The sequence below is a fragment of the Halochromatium sp. NSM3 genome (assembly GCF_059621085.1).
Window position 1 is genome coordinate 35,831 of sequence record NZ_JCAQIA010000012.1, and the last position, 17,177, is coordinate 53,007.

Consider the following 17,177-nt stretch of genomic DNA (forward strand, 5'->3'; position numbering starts at 1 on the left):
CGACCGATGGCCACGCCAGTGGTAAGGGTATCGACGCGGCCGCTTGGAAACGATCCAAGGTAGCACGGCTCAGTGTGGGTTGCGTGCTTCGCGCTCCGCGCTCATCGTGCATGGCGCTTCAGGCCACCCTTGGTCGGCTGCTCTCGCGCGGGGTCTTGCGGCCAATGATGCTTCGGGTAGCGGCCGCGCATCTCCTTGCGCACCTCGGCGTAGGCGCCGGACCAAAACCCGGCTAGGTCCTGGGTGACCTGTAGTGGACGGCCTGCAGGCGAAAGCAGATGCAGCAGCAGCGGTTGCCGAGCGTCGAAGATGCGTGGTGTGTCGCTGACGCCGAAGAGTTCTTGCATGGGGACCTGCAGTGCCGGTTGCTCACCTGCGAGGTAGTCGATTGGACGCCAGGTCTCGGCCGGCGTGTGGAGGCGGATGGGTGCGAGGGTATCGAGCGCCTGGGTCTTGGTCCATCCCAGATGTTGGCGCAGCATCTCGGTCAGGTCGAGCGCGCGCACTTCGGCCAGGCGGCTCTTGCCGGCGAGCCAGGGTGCTAGCCAGTGATCGAGACTGGCCTTGAGCCCGGCCGTCGAGAGGTCTGGCCAATCGGCTTCGGGCTGCAGGCGTCGAGCGAGCTGGACGCGGGCGCAGAGCTGGCGTGCGGTCGGGGTCCAGTTGAGCGATCGCTCGAGGTCGTGTGCGATCGCCGTAAGCAAGAGCGCAAGACCGTCGTCCGTGTCGGCGAGCGGCGCCGGTTGGGCATCGAGCAGGATGGCGCCGAGCTGGACTTCGTCGCGCGCGACCACCGCCTCTCGCTGTACATCCCAGGTCAGGGTTCGGGTAGTGCTGATTTGCTCGGCGTAGTGGGCACGGACCTCGGCCTCACTGATCACCGCTGCGGCGCGGATGCGATGATCGCCGCAGGCCGCGTCGAGGTCGGCGATCACCAGCCAGGGCTCGGTGGCCAGTGCATCGTCGCGCGGAAGCTCGGCGCCGCTGCCGTTGCGCAGTAGATAGCGGGTGCCGCCCTGGACGCCCTCGCGACCGTCGCGGCGCCGGGCGATGCGCTCCGGGTAGGCGAGCGCGAGGAGGGCGCCGAGACTCGGCCAGGGGCTCAGCCTGTCGTGCGCGGCTCGTGCCCTGGTCGTGGGCTTGGCTGGCGCCCCGATCGAATCGCGGACGGGCTCGATGAGCGGGTGGCCGATAGGATCGCTGGCCAGATCGATCCCTGGATCGTTTCCCGAATCGCTGGCCGAATTGGCGGCCAGGTTGGCGACCGGTCGGGAGGTTGGTCTGCACTTCGGCTTGATCGCGTGATCGTTGGGCTTGGTGACGTTTTGTTCGGCGACAAGCCGCTGGAACTGCGCGGCTGTGCGCTGCACCACGCGCAGTCGCACCGTATCGAAGTCGGGGGTCGGTTGCCGATGGCGAAAGCGCTCGAGGGCATCTAGGCGTGGTTGCAGGTCTACCGGGCGCCAACGGCCGGTCCGATGCTGCCAGGGATCGCGCTCCTCGAGCAGTGCCGCCAGATCGCACGCCAGCCCGCGCGCGTTGGCCGGCGCCGCCGTGAGCATCTGGGCTAGGCGGGGATGGACCGGGAGTGCTGCTAGCCGCCGGCCGGCGGCAGTAAGCGCGCCACTGCTTTCAAGCACGCCGAGCACTTGCAGCAGCTCGACGGCCTGGGCCCAGGCCGCGCTCGGGGGCGGATCGAGCCAGCGCAGCTGGGATGGATCGGTTACGCCCCAGAGCGCGAGTTCGAGCGCCAGCGGCGCCAGATCGGCCTCTAGGATCTCGGCGCCGCGCTGGGCCGGGCGGGTCCGATGCTGCTCCTCACTCCAAAGCCGATAACAATGTCCGGGTCCGAGCCGCCCAGCGCGGCCAGCGCGTTGCTCGGCCGAGGCCTGCGAGATCGGTAGGGTCAGCAAGTGGGTCAGGCCCGGGCCGGGCTCGAAGCGTGGCTTGCGCGTCAGGCCGCTGTCGATCACCACCTCGATGCCCTCGATGGTGAGCGAGGTCTCGGCGATATCGGTCGCGAGCACGATGCGGCGACGGCCATCGGGCGCGGGGCGCAACGCCCGATCCTGATCGGCTAGCGAGAGACTGCCGTGCAGCGGCAGGATATCGATGCCGGCAGCCTTGGTCGTGCTGGCTGGTTCCCCGGCGAGGGCGCCGGTGCCGCGAGCGGCGGCAGGCTGCATGGGGGTGCCGGCGCCCCGGTCAGCGACACCAGGAGCGAGTGCCTGCGCAGGCACACCGGCGGCAGGCCAGGTATTTGTGGCGGATGGCGCCTGAGCCTGAATACTGGAGCCCTGTTGGACGGCCGACGAGACGAGTGCCTGATTCAGCTGGCTGACAGCGCGCTGAATCTCGCCGGCGCCGGGCAAGAACACCAGCAGATCGCCCGAGTGCGCCGCGAGCGCGCGCCGCACCGCCGGCAGCACGGCGGCCGATGGATCGCGCTCGGGCCGCTCCAGATAGTGCAGCTCGACCGGATAGGCGCGCCCTGCGCTGCGGATGACCGGTGCATCGCCGAGCAGGGCCGCGAGTGGCTCGCTGTCCAGGGTTGCCGACATCACCAGGATGCGCAGATCCTCGCGCAGACTGGCCACATCGAGCGCCAGCGCCAGCCCCAGATCGGCCTGCAGGCTGCGCTCGTGGAACTCGTCGAAGATCAGCAGGCCGCAGTCGCTCAGCTCCGGGTCGCTTTGGATGCGCCGGGTCAGGATGCCCTCGGTCAGCACCTCGATCCGGGTGCGCGGACCGATGCGCCGCTCGAAGCGCACCTGATGCCCCACCGTCTCGCCGACCGTCTCGCCGAGCATCGCCGCCATGCGCGCCGCCGCCATGCGCGCGGCCGGGCGGCGCGGCTCCAGCATCAGGATCGAGCGGCCCTGGAGCCAGGCCGGGAGCCGGTTGGGGAGCCCGCCGGCATCCAGCAGCGACAGCGGTACTCGCGTGGTCTTGCCGGAGCCAGTTGGCGCGCTGAGCAGCGCATGACCCTGCGCGAGACAGCGGTGAAGCTCGGGCAGGCTGGTCTCGATCGGCAGCGCGCTCTGGCGGGGGCGTGGGGATTCAGGGCTCATGGTGAATCGTCTGGCCGAATCGATGCCTGCTCATCCTCGGCGACGGATCCGGTCTCATCCTTGGCGAGCGACCCGGCACGCAAGCGAGGCGACTGGCGCTATGTCGCTTCGGCACTCGGTTCTGCGTTGCCGGGAGTGCATGCCAATAACTCGCGCAGAATCCTCGACTCAAGCCAGCCGGAGGACAACCCCGGGCCGCTGGCCTCAATAAAGCCGACGTGGCCGCCATGCGCCGATAGCTCAAGCCGAATACCGGGGCCAAGCTCGTGCTCGAAGGGGACCGTGCTCGGGAACATGAAGGGATCATCGGCGGCATGGATGATGAGGGTCGGGGTGCGGATCTGGCGCAGATAGCCACGACAGCTCGCACGTTGATAGTAATCGAAGACGCCGGCGAAGCCATTCAGCGGCGCGGTAATCTGATCGTCGAATTGATTGAAGTCCTTGATCCGATCCAGGTCGACGTCGAGCGGTGACGATCGCTGCGCGAACTTCTGCCGATAGCTGGTCTTCAGGCGGCTGACCAGATAGCCCCGGTAGACCCGGGCGAAGCCAAGCTCGAGCCGCAGCATCGCATCGCGCAGCACGAAGGGGACCGAGACCGTGATGGCGCGATCGAGCAGCGGGTCGCCGTACCCATCGCCGTGCTCGTTCCAGCACTCGCCCAGATACTTGAGCAGCAGATTGCCACCGAGCGAGAAGCCGATCGCGGCCATCGGCGGGCCATCGGTATCCTCGGCCAAGACCTCGAGCACCGCGCGCAGATCCTCGCTGGCGCCGGAATGGTAGGAACGCGCGAGTCGGTTCGGCTCGCCGCTGGCGCCGCGCAGGTGCATGAATACGGGCTGGAAACCAGCCTCTGAAAGTCGATCGACCAGGCTGCCGGCGTAGTGCGATTCGAGCCCGCCCTCGAGCCCGTGCAGGATCAGCACGCGCGGTCCCTCGCGTCCGACGCTGCTCGAGAGGTCGATGAAGTCCCCATCGGCGAGCTCGATGCGGCGCCGCTCGAGCGCTGTCTGCGGTGGATTGCGCGCGCCCCGGTGCTGGCCCAGGTGCATCAGCAGCTTTGGCCAGAGTGTCTGCAGATGTGGGCTCTTCAGCCACCAGGGTGGGCGGAAGTCGCTGTCGATGATCCTGCCGTTGGTCATGGCGTCTCTGTTGGCTGAGGTCAGTCTGCCTGGGCTTGGCCGGGTTGAGGCGTATCGCGTTGAGGCGCCTAGATTACAATGAACGGCCTGTTGAACATCCGCTAGCTGCACGCTCGGAAGAACGAGTCCGGATTGATGGCAGCGCATTGACGGCAACGGGCACCAACTGACATTGTGGGCCATTGGGGCGCTCGCCTATACTCCACGGCTATGTGCGGCCGATCGCCAAAGCCGCCCCTCTGACTCCAACGGATATGACCGAGAACGATGATGAGACCGCTTAGGAGGGCCCTGGGCCCGATTGCGCTGCTATGCATCCCCCTGCTGCCAGTGTGTCTGCTGCCCTCGCAGGCGCGGGCCGAGGATCTGCTGCAGATCTACGATCTGGCTGTCAGGAGCGATCCAACGCTGCGCGAGGCGGAGCAGACCTTTTACGCCAGCCGGGAAGCGAAGCCACAGGCGCGGGCGCTTTTGCTGCCCAATTTTGGCGTCTCCGGTCGTGTCGATTACAACGCCGTCGACTCGAGCGGACAGAGTCTGAACTTCCAGAACGCCAACCGCAGCGATACCTTTGAGACGACCAATCTCGCCGCCAGCGTGTCGCAGTCGGTCTACAACCGCGGCGACTGGATACGCCTGAGCCAGTCCGACGACACCATCGCGCGGGCCGAGGCTGAGTTCCAGAATGCCGAGGTCGACCTCATGGTGCGCACCACCGAGGCCTACTTCGAGGTGCTGCGCGCCTCCGATCTGGTGCGGGTGCAAGAGGCCCTGGTCACGGCCGATGAGCGCCAGTTGGAGCAATCGAGACAGCGCTTCGAGGTCGGTCTGGTGGCGATCACCGACGTCAACGACAACCAAGCCGCGTTCGACCGTTCGCGCGCGGAGCTGATCACCGCCGAGAACAATCTGAACAATGCCTGGGAGGCGCTGCGTCGCATCGTTGGGCCAGTCAGGGTGCCATTGGCACGGCTCGGCGATCGCCTGCCGCTGACACCGCCGGAGCCGAACGAGATCAATGTCTGGGCCGAAACCGCGTTGGCGAATAACTACGGCATCGCGGCGGCGAAGGCTGCAGCCGAGGCGGCGCGCAAGGACATCGAGATCCAGCGCTCCGGGTATTATCCGCGCGTCGATGTACAGGCCGGCTATGACATGTCGCGCACTGGTCGGGAACTCGGTACCGATACCGATTCCGGCTTCATCGGCCTGAACGTCAATATCCCCCTCTATCAGGGCGGTGCCGTCGCCTCGTCGACGCGCCAGGCCGGACACCTATTCCGGGCCTCGCAGGATCGGCTCGATCAGCAACGTCGCGCGGTGATGAACCAGGTCAAGGACGCCTTTCGCGGCATCCTCTCGAGCATCAGCGACGTCAAGGCACGGCAGGCGGCCATCGTCTCGGCACGCAGCTCGCTGGAGTCCACCGAGGCCGGTCTCGAAGTCGGCACCCGCACCCAGGTCGATGTGCTCAATGCCCAGCGCAACCTGTTCCAGGCCGAGTTCGACTACCTCTCGGCGCGTTACGATTACATCCTCAACGGCATCCAGCTGCATCAGGCGACCAGTACCCTGACCCGCGATGTCTTGGCCAAGGGCAATGCCTGGCTCACCGAGCAGGACATGGTCCAGCCGCCCGCCTACTGATTCGCCGCCGTGTCAGGAAACAGCTTCGGTCGCTCGTTCGTCGTCACCGGTTTCGGCGAGAGTCATGGTCCGGCGATCGGCGGCATCGTCGATGGCTGCCCGCCTGGGCTGCCGTTGAGCGAAGCCGATCTGCAGCATGATCTGGATCGGCGCGCGCCGGGACAATCCCGCCACACCACGCAAAGGCGCGAGTCCGATCAGGTGCGCATTCTCTCCGGCGTTTTCGAGGGCGAGACCACCGGCGCGCCGATCGGGCTGCTGATCGAGAATCAGGACCAGCGCTCGAAGGATTACTCCGAGATCGCGACCCGGTTTCGGCCCGGCCATGCCGATTACAGTTATACGATGAAGTATGGCCGGCGCGATTATCGTGGCGGCGGTCGCTCATCGGCGCGCGAGACCGCGATCCGAGTCGCCGCAGGCGGCATCGCTAAGGTGTGTCTGCGACATCTACAACAGATCGACGTACAGGGGTGCCTGACGCAACTTGGCCCGATCAAGCTGCCCGTTCCAGGCGATGATGCGTTTGATTGGGCCCAGGTCGAGCAGAACCCGTTCTTCTGTGGCGGCGAGGCACGGGTCGCCGAGCTTGAGACCTACATGGATGAGCTGCGCAAGTCCGGCGATTCGATTGGCGCCGAGGTCACGGTCATCGCCACGGGCCTGTCACCCGGCCTTGGCGAGCCGATCTTCGACCGGCTCGATGCCGATATCGCCCATGCGCTGATGAGCATCAATGCGGTCAAAGGGGTTGAGATTGGCGCCGGCTTCGGCAGCGTCGCCCAGCGCGGCACCGAACACCGCGACGAGATGACCCCGGATGGATTTCTCTCCAATAACGCCGGTGGCGTGCTGGGCGGCATTTCGACCGGTCAGGACATCATTGCCCGGCTGGCCCTGAAGCCGACCTCGAGCATCCGGCTGCCTGGCCGCAGCATCGACATCACCGGCGCTGAGACCGAGGTCATCACCAAGGGGCGCCATGATCCGTGCGTCGGCATCCGCGCGACCCCGATCGCCGAGGCCATGCTGGCGCTGGTGCTGATCGATCATCTGCTGCGTCATCGCGCGCAAAATGCCCAAGTGGTGCCGCCGCTGGCGCCGATCCCGTCGCAAGCGTCCTGAGTCAGCCTCCGCGTCTGGCCAAGCCGATGCCTTACGCGCGTCTCTCGAGCTACTACTTCTTCCACTTCGCCGCGCTCGGCGCGCTGGTCCCGTTCTGGGGGCCCTATCTGCTCGAGCGCGGGTTCGAGCCGATCGCCATCGGTGGACTGATGGCGATCCTGATGGGCACCAAGATCGTGGCGCCGAATCTGTTTGGCGCGGTGGCCGATCGGCGCGGGGAGCGCATGCCGATCGTGCGGCTCGGCGCGTTGATGGCGCTGCTGAGCTTCTGTGCGGTGTTCTGGTCCGAGGGCTTCTGGCCCATGGCCCTGACCATGGCCATCTGGAGCTTCTTCTGGAATGGGCCGCTGCCGCTGATGGAGGCCGTCACCTTCAATCATCTGGGGGCGCGGATCAGCCGCTACGCGCAGGTCCGGGTCTGGGGCAGCATCGGCTTTATCCTGGCGGTGCTCGGGGTGGGCTGGTGGCAACAGCAGGCCGGCAGCGGCGTGGTGCCGATCGCGGTGCTGCTGCTGTTCGGCGGCATCTGGCTGAGCGTCTTGGTAATACCGGATCGACCACACGCCCATGGAGCGCACGAGCATCCCCCGTTGCGGCGTTTGCTGCGGCGCCCCGAGATCCTCTTCTTTCTCGCCGCTTGCCTGCTGATGCAGGCTAGTCACGGCGCCTACTATGCGTTTTACTCGATCTATCTCGAGGCGGAGGGCTATTCGCAATCCGCCGTCGGCGCGCTCTGGGCCTTGGGCGTGGCCATCGAGGTGCTGGTATTCCTGCGCATGCACTGGTTGCTGGAGCGCTTCAGCGCCCACGCATTGATGCTCGCGAGTCTGGCGCTCGCGGTGCTGCGTTGGCTCATGATCGGGTTCTTTGTGGAGATCCTAGCGCTGCAGATCATCGCGCAGACCCTGCATGCGGCGACCTTCGGGGTGTTCCATGCCTCGGCGATCCACCTCGCCCACCGCTACTTCCCAGGGCCGACGCAGGGCCGGGGGCAAGCCGCGTACAACAGCATCAGCTTTGGCGCCGGTGGGGCGCTTGGCAGCCTGACCAGTGGCCTGCTGTGGTCAGACGCAGGTGCTGCTTGGACCTATGTGGCTGCGGCCGGTTTTGCCGCGCTCGGTTTCGTTGCGGTGCTGCTTAGCAAGCGCTGACGCGATCAGCGTTCGCCAAGCCTTGAGTCAAGGGTTTAGAGTTCGCCGTTGGCGCCTGCGGTCATGATCGACTCGATATTGTCGCGCACCAGCTCGGCCTTCTCGAGCAGGTCCGGCGGCAGGTTGGCGCCGGGGATAATCTTGCCCAAGTCTAGCGTTACCAGCCAGGGCTTACCCTCGGTATCTTCGATAAGCGCGATTCGGCAGGGCAGGTAAGCAGCAAAGTCGGCATTGAATTGGAGCATCTCGTTCGCGATACGCGCATCGCAAAATTGGAAGATCTCGATCCGCCCCGACTCGACGTCCATCGCCGCCAGCTCCTTGGACAGCGGCAAATGGGCGACCAGCTTGAAGTTCAATGCGTTGGCGCGCAGTGTCATCGAGTCGACGGCGTCATCCATCGACACATCATCAGCCAGTGGCATCTTCAGCACGGTGTCCGAGATGGCGATGCCTTGCGCGCTTGCGCTGACGGTGGCGAGGGCAAGGAAGAACGCCAGGAACGGCAGGAGCAGTAAGGGTTTGGAACGCATGGGTCGTCACTCTCATTTGGTGTGTTGTTGGTGTGTTGTTGGTGTGTTGTTGGTGTGTTGTGAGCCCAGCCACGGCGAGCTGGTGGTGGGCCGGCCGATCCCAGCGGATGGCGCGACACGAACCATTGTGACCTGTCTCCAAGCCATCCGCAAAATCGGAGCCGGGCTGTGACCGCCGTGACGCCGAGCGTATACTCGGCGCCCGATCGCATCGATAACGAACCCGAGCCAATGAGCTTGGGGCGCACGCAAACACCCCTTGGGACCAGAGAGGAGGAGCACGATGGAGCGAGGCCATGGTGCGCTGATCGAGCAGCTTGAAGGATTGGAGACGGCTGCGGTGGCCTTCTCGGGGGGCGCCGATAGCACCCTGTTACTGGCGCTGCTGCGCAAGCGGCTCGGCGCCGAGCGCGTGATCGCGCTGACGGCGGTGACGCCCTACATGGTGCGCCAGGAGATCGGTGACGCGGTGGCCTTGACCACCAAGCTGGCGGTTCGCCATGAGTTGGTCGAGATTCCCATGCCCGAGGGCATGGAGCACAACCCGGCCGACCGCTGCTATCGTTGTAAACACGCGATGTACGGCCATCTGGTGGAGAGCGCGGCCGAGTATGGCTTTGCCAGCCTGGTCGACGGCAGCAATGCCGATGATGCCGATGAACAATGCCCAGGCTTGCGCGCGCTGCGCGAACTCGGGATTCGCAGTCCCTTCATCGAGGCTGGGATCGACAAGGCTGGCGTGCGCCAGATGGCACGCGAGATGGATCTGCCAACCTGGCATAAGCCGACCACCGCTTGCTTGCTCACGCGCATCGGCTTCAATGTCAGGGTCTCGATGGATCAGCTGCAGCGCATTGAGGAGGCCGAGCGTTTTTTGACCCAGCTTGGGTATACCTGGGTGCGGGTTCGCTGCCACAGCGACCTCGCCCGCATTGAGGTCGCGCCGGTCCAACGCGAGCGTCTGCTCAGCGATGCGGGCGTGGTGATCGAGGGCATCCAGCGCTTCGGTTTTCGGTATGTCACCATGGATCTGGCCGGCTATCAGTCCGGCAGCATGGCCGGCTAGGCTGCCATCCCATCGCCTTCAGTCCAAACGATAGTGCTTCTCGACCGCAACGGTGATCTCCCAGGTGCAGCGCATGCCGACCGGGAAGGTGATCAGATCGCCACGCTTGAAGTGCTCGGGCTCGCCGCCCTCGGGCGTGACGCTAAAGGTGCCGCGCACCACATAGCAGGTCTCTTGCTGGTGATAGGTCCACTCGAAGCTAGATGGCTCCTTCTTCCAGATCGGCCAGTCCTCGACGCCGAGGACTTCGAGCTTGGCCGGTGGCGGATTGTGCTCGCAGAGGATGGATTCATCGGACATGATTGACTCCTGAAGATCAGTCGTTAGGTTGCATTCTATAAGTTCATGGCGATCGAGTCGGCCACAATAGAGGCGCGCATGTGCGAGGATCTTGCAACGCTGGCAACGCGGGTCGGACACTGCTTGCAACGCGCGGGGCTGCGGCTGGCCACGGCGGAATCCTGCACTGGGGGTTGGATTGCGAAGTGCATCACCGATGTTCCGGGGAGTAGCGCCTGGCTCGATCGCGGCTTTGTCACCTACAGTAACGCGGCCAAGCAGGAGATGCTCGGCGTGGCCGAGGAGACGCTTGCGGCCTGGGGCGCGGTCAGCGAGGCCGTCGTCGCCGAGATGGCGCGCGGCGCGATCGCGCACAGCCACGCCTCGGTTGCGGTGGCGGTGAGCGGGATTGCCGGCCCTGGCGGCGGCACGGCCACGAAGCCGGTTGGCACCCTTTGTTTCGGCTGGGCGCTGCCGGATGGCGTCGCGGTCGAGACACTGCAGTTTCGCGGTGATCGCGAGCAGGTGCGCCGACAGGCGGTCGCGCATGTGCTGCGGGGGCTACTGGCTCGCTGTTTGGCGCATTGCGCGTCGGCCTGAATCGCGCCTAGTGACTTGTGTGGGGGCGGGTCGGCTGTGGGATAATCCTTAACAACCCTGGTTCCTGGAGTGACAATGGACGAGAATCGCAAGAAAGCGTTGGCAGCCGCGTTGAGCCAAATCGAGAAGCAGTTCGGCAAGGGCTCGGTGATGCGCATGGGCGATGCCGGCGCTATACCGAATGTCGAAACCGTCTCGACCGGCTCCCTGGGGCTCGATATCGCCCTCGGCATCGGTGGCCTGCCGCGCGGTCGCGTCATCGAGATCTACGGTCCGGAATCCTCCGGTAAGACTACGCTCACCCTGCACGCAGTGGCCGAGGCGCAGCGCGCCGGCGGCACGGCGGCCTTCGTCGATGCCGAGCACGCGCTTGATCCCGGCTACGCCGAGAAGCTTGGCGTGAACATGGACGAACTGCTGGTCTCGCAGCCGGATACCGGCGAGCAGGCGCTCGAGATCACCGACATGCTGGTGCGCTCCGGGGCGGTCGATATGGTGGTGGTCGACTCGGTCGCGGCCTTGACGCCCAAGGCCGAGATCGAGGGCGAGATGGGCGATTCGCACGTCGGCTTGCAGGCGCGGCTGATGTCGCAGGCGCTGCGTAAGCTCACCGCCAACATCAAGCGCTCCAATGCCATCGTCATCTTCATCAATCAGATCCGGATGAAGATTGGCGTGATGTTCGGCTCGCCGGAAACGACCTCCGGCGGCAACGCGCTCAAGTTTTACTCCTCGGTGCGGCTCGATATCCGCCGCATCGGTTCGATCAAACGTGGCGCCGATGTGGTTGGCAACGAGACCCGCGTTAAGGTGGTCAAGAACAAGGTCGCGCCGCCGTTTCGCGAGGCTCTGTTCGACATCCTCTATGGCGAGGGCATCTCGCGCGAGGGCGAGATGGTCGATCTCGGCGTCAGCGCCGATGTCGTCGAAAAATCCGGTTCTTGGTACAGCTATGACGGCAGCCGGATCGGTCAGGGTAAGGACAATGTGCGCAATTTCCTGAAGGAGAATCCGGAGATTGCCGCCGCCATTGATGCCAAGATACGCGATGCCCTGCTACCGAAGCCAAAGCCTACTCACGCCGAGGAGGGGGCCGGATCGGCATCAGCCCCCGACGCGGCCCCTGATGCCGCTTTGAAAACGCCGGCTGCTGCGGGCGATGCCGATGCCAAGGCGGCTAAGGACGCCAAGGATGTCAAGGGCGCCAACAAGGATGCCAAGGCGGCGACCGATGACTGAAGCGCTTGTGGAGTCCGCTCCGGAGGTTGCTGCCACGGAAGCTACGGCTGAGGCAGCCGCAGCCGAGAGAGCTGCAACCGAGGCAGCCGCTGGCGAAGCGCCGGATGCGCTCTTCGAGGAGGTCCGCAGCCGGGCGCTGAAGTTGCTCAGCACGCGCGAACACAGTCGCCTGGAACTCGCGCGCAAGCTGCGCCAACGCGGTTATCCAGACGCGGCCGTCGAGGCGGTGATCGAATCCCTAGTAGTCAACGAGCTGTTGAGCGAAGAGCGCCTGATCGCAGCCTATGTCGCCGAGCGTCTTGGTAAGGGCTTCGGGCCCTTGCGTATCCGCGCCGAATTACGCGAGAAAGGGCTTTCGGATGAGAGGGTTCAGCCCTATCTCGAACTCGACGATCAGACCCTAATCGACTATCTGACCCAGGCCTATCAAAAACGCTTCGGTGAGACTGAGGCCGAGGACCGGCGCGAGCAGGCGAAACGCGCGCGCTTCCTCGAGTATCGGGGGTTCCCGTCGCACTTGATCGCTCGCTTCCTCGGCTCGAGCCCGAGTGCCAGGTCAACTCGATGAATGGGCTGATGCGCGCGCCCATGCTGATGTCGTCAGTGCCGATATCGATGCACGCGTTGATGTCGGGCCGCTTTCCGTGCCGCTTCGAGCGGCGCATCCCGCTAATGCACAGACCCGTCTCCGGAGTCGACTCCTTGTCATGAAGAGCAGTGCCCAGCTTCGTCAGGCCTTCCTCGATTACTTCGCCGAGCGTGGTCACACGCCACTCGAAAGCAGCCCGTTGGTGCCTGGAAATGACCCCACCTTGCTGTTCACCAATGCGGGCATGGTGCAGTTCAAGGACGTCTTCCTTGGCCGCGAGAAACGCCCCTACAGCCGCGCCGCTACCTCGCAGCGCTGCGTGCGCGCTGGCGGCAAGCACAATGATCTCGAGAACGTCGGTTACACTGCCCGTCATCACACCTTCTTCGAGATGCTCGGCAACTTCAGCTTTGGCGATTACTTCAAGCGCGAGGCCATCGGCTTTGCCTGGGAGTTTCTGACCAAGACGCTGGCGATGCCGGCCGAGCGGCTCTGGATCACCGTCTATACCGACGATGACGAGGCCGCGCGCATCTGGCTCGATGAGATTGGCGTCGACCCGGCGCGCTTCTCGCGCTGTGGCGAGAAGGATAACTTCTGGTCGATGGGCGAGACCGGTCCCTGCGGGCCCTGCTCCGAGATCTTCTACGACCACGGCCCCGAGATCCCGGGTGGGCCGCCCGGTTCACCCGATGAGGACGGCGACCGCTACGTCGAGATCTGGAACCTGGTGTTCATGCAGTTCGACCGCGATGCCAAGGGCGAACTGCATCCGCTGCCGCGCCCCTCGGTCGACACCGGCATGGGGCTCGAGCGGCTCGCGGCGGTGATGCAGGGTGTGCATAGCAACTACGAGATCGATCTGTTCCAGGCCCTCATCCGTGCTGCCGCCGAGGCGACCGGCTGCGATGATCTCAGCAATAAATCACTGCGGGTGATCGCCGATCACATCCGCTCGGCGGCCTTCCTGATCATCGATGGCATCACGCCCGGCAACGAAGGACGCGGCTACGTGCAGCGGCGCATCATCCGCCGCGCCATCCGCCACGGCTATCAACTCGGGCAGACGGCGCCGTTCTTCTGGCGCCTGGTCGCGCCCCTGGCCGAGCAGATGGGCGCTGCCTACCCCGAGCTGCGCGAGAAACAGGCCCAGATCGAACGGGTCCTGAAGACCGAGGAGGAGCGCTTCGCCGATACCCTGGAGCAGGGCTTGCGCATCTTCGATGAGATCGTCGCGCGGCTGAGTGGCACCGAGATCCCCGGCGAGGCGGTGTTCCGGTTGTACGATACCTACGGCTTCCCGGCCGACCTCACCGCCGATATCGCCCGCGAGCGTGGACTGACCCTGGACATCGCTGGCTTCGAGGAGGCGATGGCGGCGCAAAAGGAACGCGCGCGCGCCGCGAACCAGTTCGGGGCCGGCGAAATCATCGAGCTGGATGTCGAGGGCGAGACCGATTTCAGCGGCTACGAAGGGGTGGTCGATCAAGCGACGCTGATCGGCTGCTACCTGGACGGCGAGCCGCAGGAGCGCATCAGCGCGGGTCAGGAGGGACTGCTGGTGCTCGATGTCACGCCCTTCTATGCCGAGTCCGGCGGACAGGTGGGCGATCGCGGCACCCTGAGCACAGAAACCGCCCGCTTCGAGGTGCGCGACACTCGGAAGCAGTCTGGAGTGATCTGCCACCTCGGGCGCCTGCTCGAGGGCGAGTTCTCGGTCGGGGATCGCATCGAGGCCCAGGTCGATCGGACGCGGCGGCGCGCGATCGCGCTGCACCACTCGTCTACCCATCTGCTGCATGCGGCGCTGCGCCACGTGCTGGGTGATCACGTGCAGCAACGTGGCTCGCTGGTCGATCCGGAGCGACTGCGTTTCGACTTCACCCATTTCGAGCCGCTCACGCGCGAGCAACTGCGCGAGATCGAGCGCCTAGTGAATCAAGAGATCCGCGAGAACCACACCGTCGAGACCCGCATCATGGATCTCGAGGACGCCAAGGCCTCGGGCGCAGTGGCCCTGTTCGGCGAGAAGTACGCTGAGCAGGTGCGGGTGCTGCGCATGGGCGATTTCTCGACCGAACTCTGCGGTGGTACCCATGTGCGCGCGGTGGGCGATATCGGGCTATTCAAGATCGTCGCCGAATCCGGCATCAGCGCCGGCGTGCGCCGCGTCGAGGCGGTCGCCGGCGCTGTGGCGCTGAGCTGGGTCGAGGAAGAAGAGGCGCGGCTGGCGCGCATCGCCGCCTTGGTCAAAGGGGCGGCGAACGATGCCGACGACAAGGTCGCCGCGCTGGTCGAGCGCTCCCGCCGGCTGGAAAAGGAACTCGAGCAGCTCAAGGCCAAGCTCGCCAGCGCCGCTGGCAGCGAGCTGACCGACGCTGTGGTCGAGATCGACGGGGTCAAGGTGCTGGCCGCGCGGCTCGATGGCGTCGACGTCAAGTCACTGCGCGAGACCCTGGATCAACTCAAGAACAAGCTCGGCTCCGGCGTGGTCCTCTTGGCCACCGAGAGCGATGGCAAGGTCAACCTGATCGCCGGTGTGACCAAGGATCTGGTCGGCCGTTTCAAGGCCGGCGATTTGGTGAAGGTCGCGGCCGAGAAGGTCGGTGGGCGCGGTGGCGGCCGGCCCGATATGGCCCAGGCCGGAGGCACCGATCCGGCTGGCATCCCGGCCGCGCTCGATCTGGTTGGTGATTGGGTCAAGGAACGCGCACCGGCGGCGGTGTCCTAGACCCATGGCGTTGATCGTCCAAAAATATGGCGGCACCTCGGTGGGCAGCGTCGAGCGTATTCAAGCCGTCGCGCAGCGCGTGAAGTGCACCCGCGATCAGGGGCACAACGTCGTGGTCGTGGTCTCGGCGATGTCCGGCGAGACCGATCGGCTGATCGGACTCGCGCATGCGATTCAGCCACGGCCGGTACCGCGTGAACTCGACGTGCTGATCGCCACCGGCGAGCAGGTCACCATCGCCTTGCTGGCGATGGCCTTGGAAGCCGTTGGCTGTCCGGCGCGCTCCTACACCGGCTCGCAAGTGCAGATCCGCACCGATAGCGCGCACAATAAGGCGCGCATTAGCGATATCGACGGCGCGCGCGTGGGCAGCGATCTCGAGGCTGGACGCGTGGTGGTGGTCGCTGGTTTTCAGGGCATCGATCGCGCCGGCAACATTACCACCTTGGGCCGCGGCGGCTCCGACACCTCTGCGGTGGCTATGGCCGCCGCGCTCAAGGCCGATGAATGCCAGATCTACACCGATGTGGACGGTGTTTACACCACCGATCCGCGCATCGAGCCACGCGCGCGTAAACTTGACCGGATCACCTTCGAGGAGATGCTCGAGATGGCCAGCTTGGGCTCGAAGGTGCTCCAGATCCGCGCCGTCGAGTTCGCCGGCAAGTATCGTGTCCCCCTGCGTGTGCTCTCGAGCTTTAGCGAGGGGGAGGGAACGCTGATCAGTTTCGAGGAGGAAAACGTGGAAGACGCCAAGATTGCCGGCATCGCTTTCGCTAAGGACGAAGCGAAGCTCACCGTGCTCGGGGTGCCGGATCAGCCGGGGATTGCACACAAGATTCTCGGTCCCATCTCCGAGGCGAATGTCGAAGTGGACATGATCGTGCAGAATGTCGGCTCTGACAGCGCCACCACCGACTTCACCTTCACTGTGCATCGCAACGACTATGACACGGCGCTGGGGGTGCTGCGTGAGACGGCCGAGCAACTCTCGGCGCGCGAGGTTTTGGGTGATCAGAAGATCGTCAAGCTCAGCCTGGTTGGTGTCGGCATGCGCTCACATGCGGGTATCGCCAGCCAGATGTTCGAGGCCCTGGCTCGCGAAGGCATCAATATCCGTATGATCTCGACCTCGGAGATCAAGATCTCGGTCGTCATCGACGAAAAGTACCTCGAGCTTGGTGTGCGCGCCCTGCACGAGGCCTTTGGACTAGCCGAAAAAACCATATTGTAACAATTGCTGCAATGCACGAATGTCTGCTGCTAAACTTCGGTGCTACACTATTTGCACCTTTGGCCGTTGCGGCGGTCAACTAGGCAGATGGTTAAGGTAACAAGGCTGCGAGACCTAAGATGCTGAGGGAACCGCGGCTCGGCTCATGAAAGGACAGAAAGGATAGACCGCTATGTTGATACTGACCCGCCGCGTTGGCGAAACCCTGATGATCGGCGACGAAGTGACCGTCACGGTGCTTGGCGTCAAGGGAAACCAGGTTCGCATTGGCGTTAATGCACCGCGCGAGGTTGCCGTGCATCGCGAAGAGATCTACGAGCGCATCAAACGTGAGCAGGCGCAGGGCACCGCCGAACCGCGCATTGCGAACGATGTGGGACTCGACGACTAGCGATTCCAAGTGAATCGAACTCGAGCCGCTACAGGGCCGCTATAGGATAGAATACCTGCTCCGCCCGTACTGCTTTGTCCGCGCTTTACGCGTCATGTTTGGGCGGACAGGTTTTTCTGCCAAGCTAGTAATCCCCTACCGAGCTGCCCCATGGCTCACACGGGTAGACGCAAGCACCCCCAAACTCTGCTACAATTTTGCCCCTACGGAGAGATGGCCGAGTGGCTGAAGGCGCTCCCCTGCTAAGGGAGTATGGGTTAATAGCCCATCGAGGGTTCGAATCCCTCTCTCTCCGCCATAGAAGATCCCGCCTAGACCACCTCAAAGACCACCCTTTGAAGCAGCGTCATCCTTAACTCTGGTCTGGCGTCCC

14 protein-coding genes and 1 tRNA gene are annotated in these 17,177 nt (G+C 64.8%); 11 read left to right on the plus strand and 4 right to left on the minus strand.

Annotated features, from left to right (window positions below; all coding sequences use genetic code 11):
• Positions 1-101: 101 nt before the first annotated feature.
• Positions 102-3,071, minus strand: a complete 2,970-nt coding sequence (locus tag AC54T3_RS07105; protein WP_496623546.1) for an ATP-dependent RNA helicase — start codon at positions 3,069-3,071, stop codon at positions 102-104.
• Between the two features lie 98 nt (positions 3,072-3,169).
• Positions 3,170-4,219 (minus strand): hydrolase, encoded by a 1,050-nt coding sequence (locus tag AC54T3_RS07110; protein ID WP_496623548.1) that lies wholly within the window; start codon positions 4,217-4,219, stop codon positions 3,170-3,172.
• A 270-nt stretch (positions 4,220-4,489) separates the two neighbouring features.
• On the opposite strand from AC54T3_RS07110, the gene AC54T3_RS07115 reads away from it, so the two are divergent.
• Genes AC54T3_RS07115 through AC54T3_RS07125 form a run of 3 tightly spaced genes read left to right on the plus strand, consistent with a single transcriptional unit; the run spans position 4,490 to position 8,142 of the window.
• Positions 4,490-5,866 (plus strand): TolC family outer membrane protein, encoded by a 1,377-nt coding sequence (locus AC54T3_RS07115; protein ID WP_496623629.1) that lies wholly within the window; start codon positions 4,490-4,492, stop codon positions 5,864-5,866.
• 9 nt (positions 5,867-5,875) lie between these two features.
• On the plus strand, positions 5,876-6,991 hold the full coding sequence (aroC, locus tag AC54T3_RS07120) for a chorismate synthase (RefSeq protein WP_496623550.1): 1,116 nt from the start codon (positions 5,876-5,878) through the stop codon (positions 6,989-6,991).
• 26 nt (positions 6,992-7,017) lie between these two features.
• Positions 7,018-8,142, plus strand: coding sequence for an MFS transporter (locus AC54T3_RS07125; RefSeq protein ID WP_496623552.1), 1,125 nt, complete (start codon positions 7,018-7,020; stop codon positions 8,140-8,142).
• 35 nt (positions 8,143-8,177) lie between these two features.
• On the opposite strand, the gene AC54T3_RS07130 is transcribed toward AC54T3_RS07125, so the two are convergent.
• Complete coding sequence (locus AC54T3_RS07130; RefSeq protein WP_496623553.1) at positions 8,178-8,675, minus strand: DUF302 domain-containing protein; 498 nt, start codon at positions 8,673-8,675, stop codon at positions 8,178-8,180.
• 283 nt (positions 8,676-8,958) lie between these two features.
• Here AC54T3_RS07130 and larE point away from each other — a divergent pair, with 283 nt between their 5' ends.
• The gene (gene larE, locus AC54T3_RS07135; protein WP_496623555.1) at positions 8,959-9,741 is read left to right on the plus strand and encodes an ATP-dependent sacrificial sulfur transferase LarE; all 783 of its coding nucleotides are present in this window, start codon (positions 8,959-8,961) and stop codon (positions 9,739-9,741) included.
• A gap of 18 nt (positions 9,742-9,759) precedes the next feature.
• On the opposite strand, the gene AC54T3_RS07140 is transcribed toward larE, so the two are convergent.
• On the minus strand, positions 9,760-10,041 hold the full coding sequence (locus AC54T3_RS07140; RefSeq protein WP_496623556.1) for a cupin domain-containing protein: 282 nt from the start codon (positions 10,039-10,041) through the stop codon (positions 9,760-9,762).
• Between the two features lie 78 nt (positions 10,042-10,119).
• On the opposite strand from AC54T3_RS07140, the gene pncC reads away from it, so the two are divergent.
• The 7 genes from pncC (at position 10,120) to AC54T3_RS07175 (ending at position 17,102) form a co-directional block, all read left to right on the plus strand.
• Complete coding sequence (pncC, locus tag AC54T3_RS07145; protein WP_496623558.1) at positions 10,120-10,620, plus strand: nicotinamide-nucleotide amidase; 501 nt, start codon at positions 10,120-10,122, stop codon at positions 10,618-10,620.
• Positions 10,621-10,695: 75 nt separating this feature from the next.
• Positions 10,696-11,859: a recombinase RecA gene (gene recA / locus AC54T3_RS07150; protein WP_496623560.1), complete on the plus strand. Its 1,164-nt coding sequence runs from the start codon at positions 10,696-10,698 to the stop codon at positions 11,857-11,859.
• Positions 11,852-12,427 carry a regulatory protein RecX gene (locus AC54T3_RS07155; protein ID WP_496623562.1) on the plus strand — a complete coding sequence of 192 codons (576 nt, stop codon included), beginning with the start codon at positions 11,852-11,854 and terminating at the stop codon, positions 12,425-12,427. The genes recA and AC54T3_RS07155 overlap by 8 nt, the downstream gene beginning before the upstream one ends.
• A 139-nt stretch (positions 12,428-12,566) precedes the next feature.
• A complete protein-coding gene (alaS, locus tag AC54T3_RS07160; RefSeq protein WP_496623563.1) occupies positions 12,567-15,179 on the plus strand; it encodes an alanine--tRNA ligase in 2,613 nt (870 codons plus the stop codon).
• A gap of 4 nt (positions 15,180-15,183) precedes the next feature.
• Positions 15,184-16,413, plus strand: a complete 1,230-nt coding sequence (locus tag AC54T3_RS07165) for an aspartate kinase (protein WP_496623565.1) — start codon at positions 15,184-15,186, stop codon at positions 16,411-16,413.
• 172 nt (positions 16,414-16,585) lie between these two features.
• Complete coding sequence (gene csrA, locus AC54T3_RS07170; protein WP_201246251.1) at positions 16,586-16,804, plus strand: carbon storage regulator CsrA; 219 nt, start codon at positions 16,586-16,588, stop codon at positions 16,802-16,804.
• A 207-nt stretch (positions 16,805-17,011) separates the two neighbouring features.
• Positions 17,012-17,102: transfer RNA gene (locus tag AC54T3_RS07175), tRNA-Ser, on the plus strand.
• Positions 17,103-17,177: the final 75 nt, after the last annotated feature.

Bases quoted from the DNA above. Each gene is read 5' to 3' on its own strand.
- AC54T3_RS07105 (WP_496623546.1), bottom strand. From the start codon at position 3,071: ATGAGCCCTGAATCCCCACGCCCCCGCCAGAGCGCGCTGCCGATCGAG.
- AC54T3_RS07110 (WP_496623548.1), bottom strand. From the start codon at position 4,219: ATGACCAACGGCAGGATCATCGACAGCGACTTCCGCCCACCCTGGTGG.
- AC54T3_RS07115 (WP_496623629.1), top strand. From the start codon at position 4,490: ATGAGACCGCTTAGGAGGGCCCTGGGCCCGATTGCGCTGCTATGCATC.
- AC54T3_RS07125 (WP_496623552.1), top strand. From the start codon at position 7,018: ATGCCTTACGCGCGTCTCTCGAGCTACTACTTCTTCCACTTCGCCGCG.
- AC54T3_RS07130 (WP_496623553.1), bottom strand. From the start codon at position 8,675: ATGCGTTCCAAACCCTTACTGCTCCTGCCGTTCCTGGCGTTCTTCCTT.
- larE (WP_496623555.1), top strand. From the start codon at position 8,959: ATGGAGCGAGGCCATGGTGCGCTGATCGAGCAGCTTGAAGGATTGGAG.
- AC54T3_RS07140 (WP_496623556.1), bottom strand. From the start codon at position 10,041: ATGTCCGATGAATCCATCCTCTGCGAGCACAATCCGCCACCGGCCAAG.
- pncC (WP_496623558.1), top strand. From the start codon at position 10,120: ATGTGCGAGGATCTTGCAACGCTGGCAACGCGGGTCGGACACTGCTTG.
- recA (WP_496623560.1), top strand. From the start codon at position 10,696: ATGGACGAGAATCGCAAGAAAGCGTTGGCAGCCGCGTTGAGCCAAATC.
- AC54T3_RS07155 (WP_496623562.1), top strand. From the start codon at position 11,852: ATGACTGAAGCGCTTGTGGAGTCCGCTCCGGAGGTTGCTGCCACGGAA.
- alaS (WP_496623563.1), top strand. From the start codon at position 12,567: ATGAAGAGCAGTGCCCAGCTTCGTCAGGCCTTCCTCGATTACTTCGCC.
- AC54T3_RS07165 (WP_496623565.1), top strand. From the start codon at position 15,184: ATGGCGTTGATCGTCCAAAAATATGGCGGCACCTCGGTGGGCAGCGTC.
- csrA (WP_201246251.1), top strand. From the start codon at position 16,586: ATGTTGATACTGACCCGCCGCGTTGGCGAAACCCTGATGATCGGCGAC.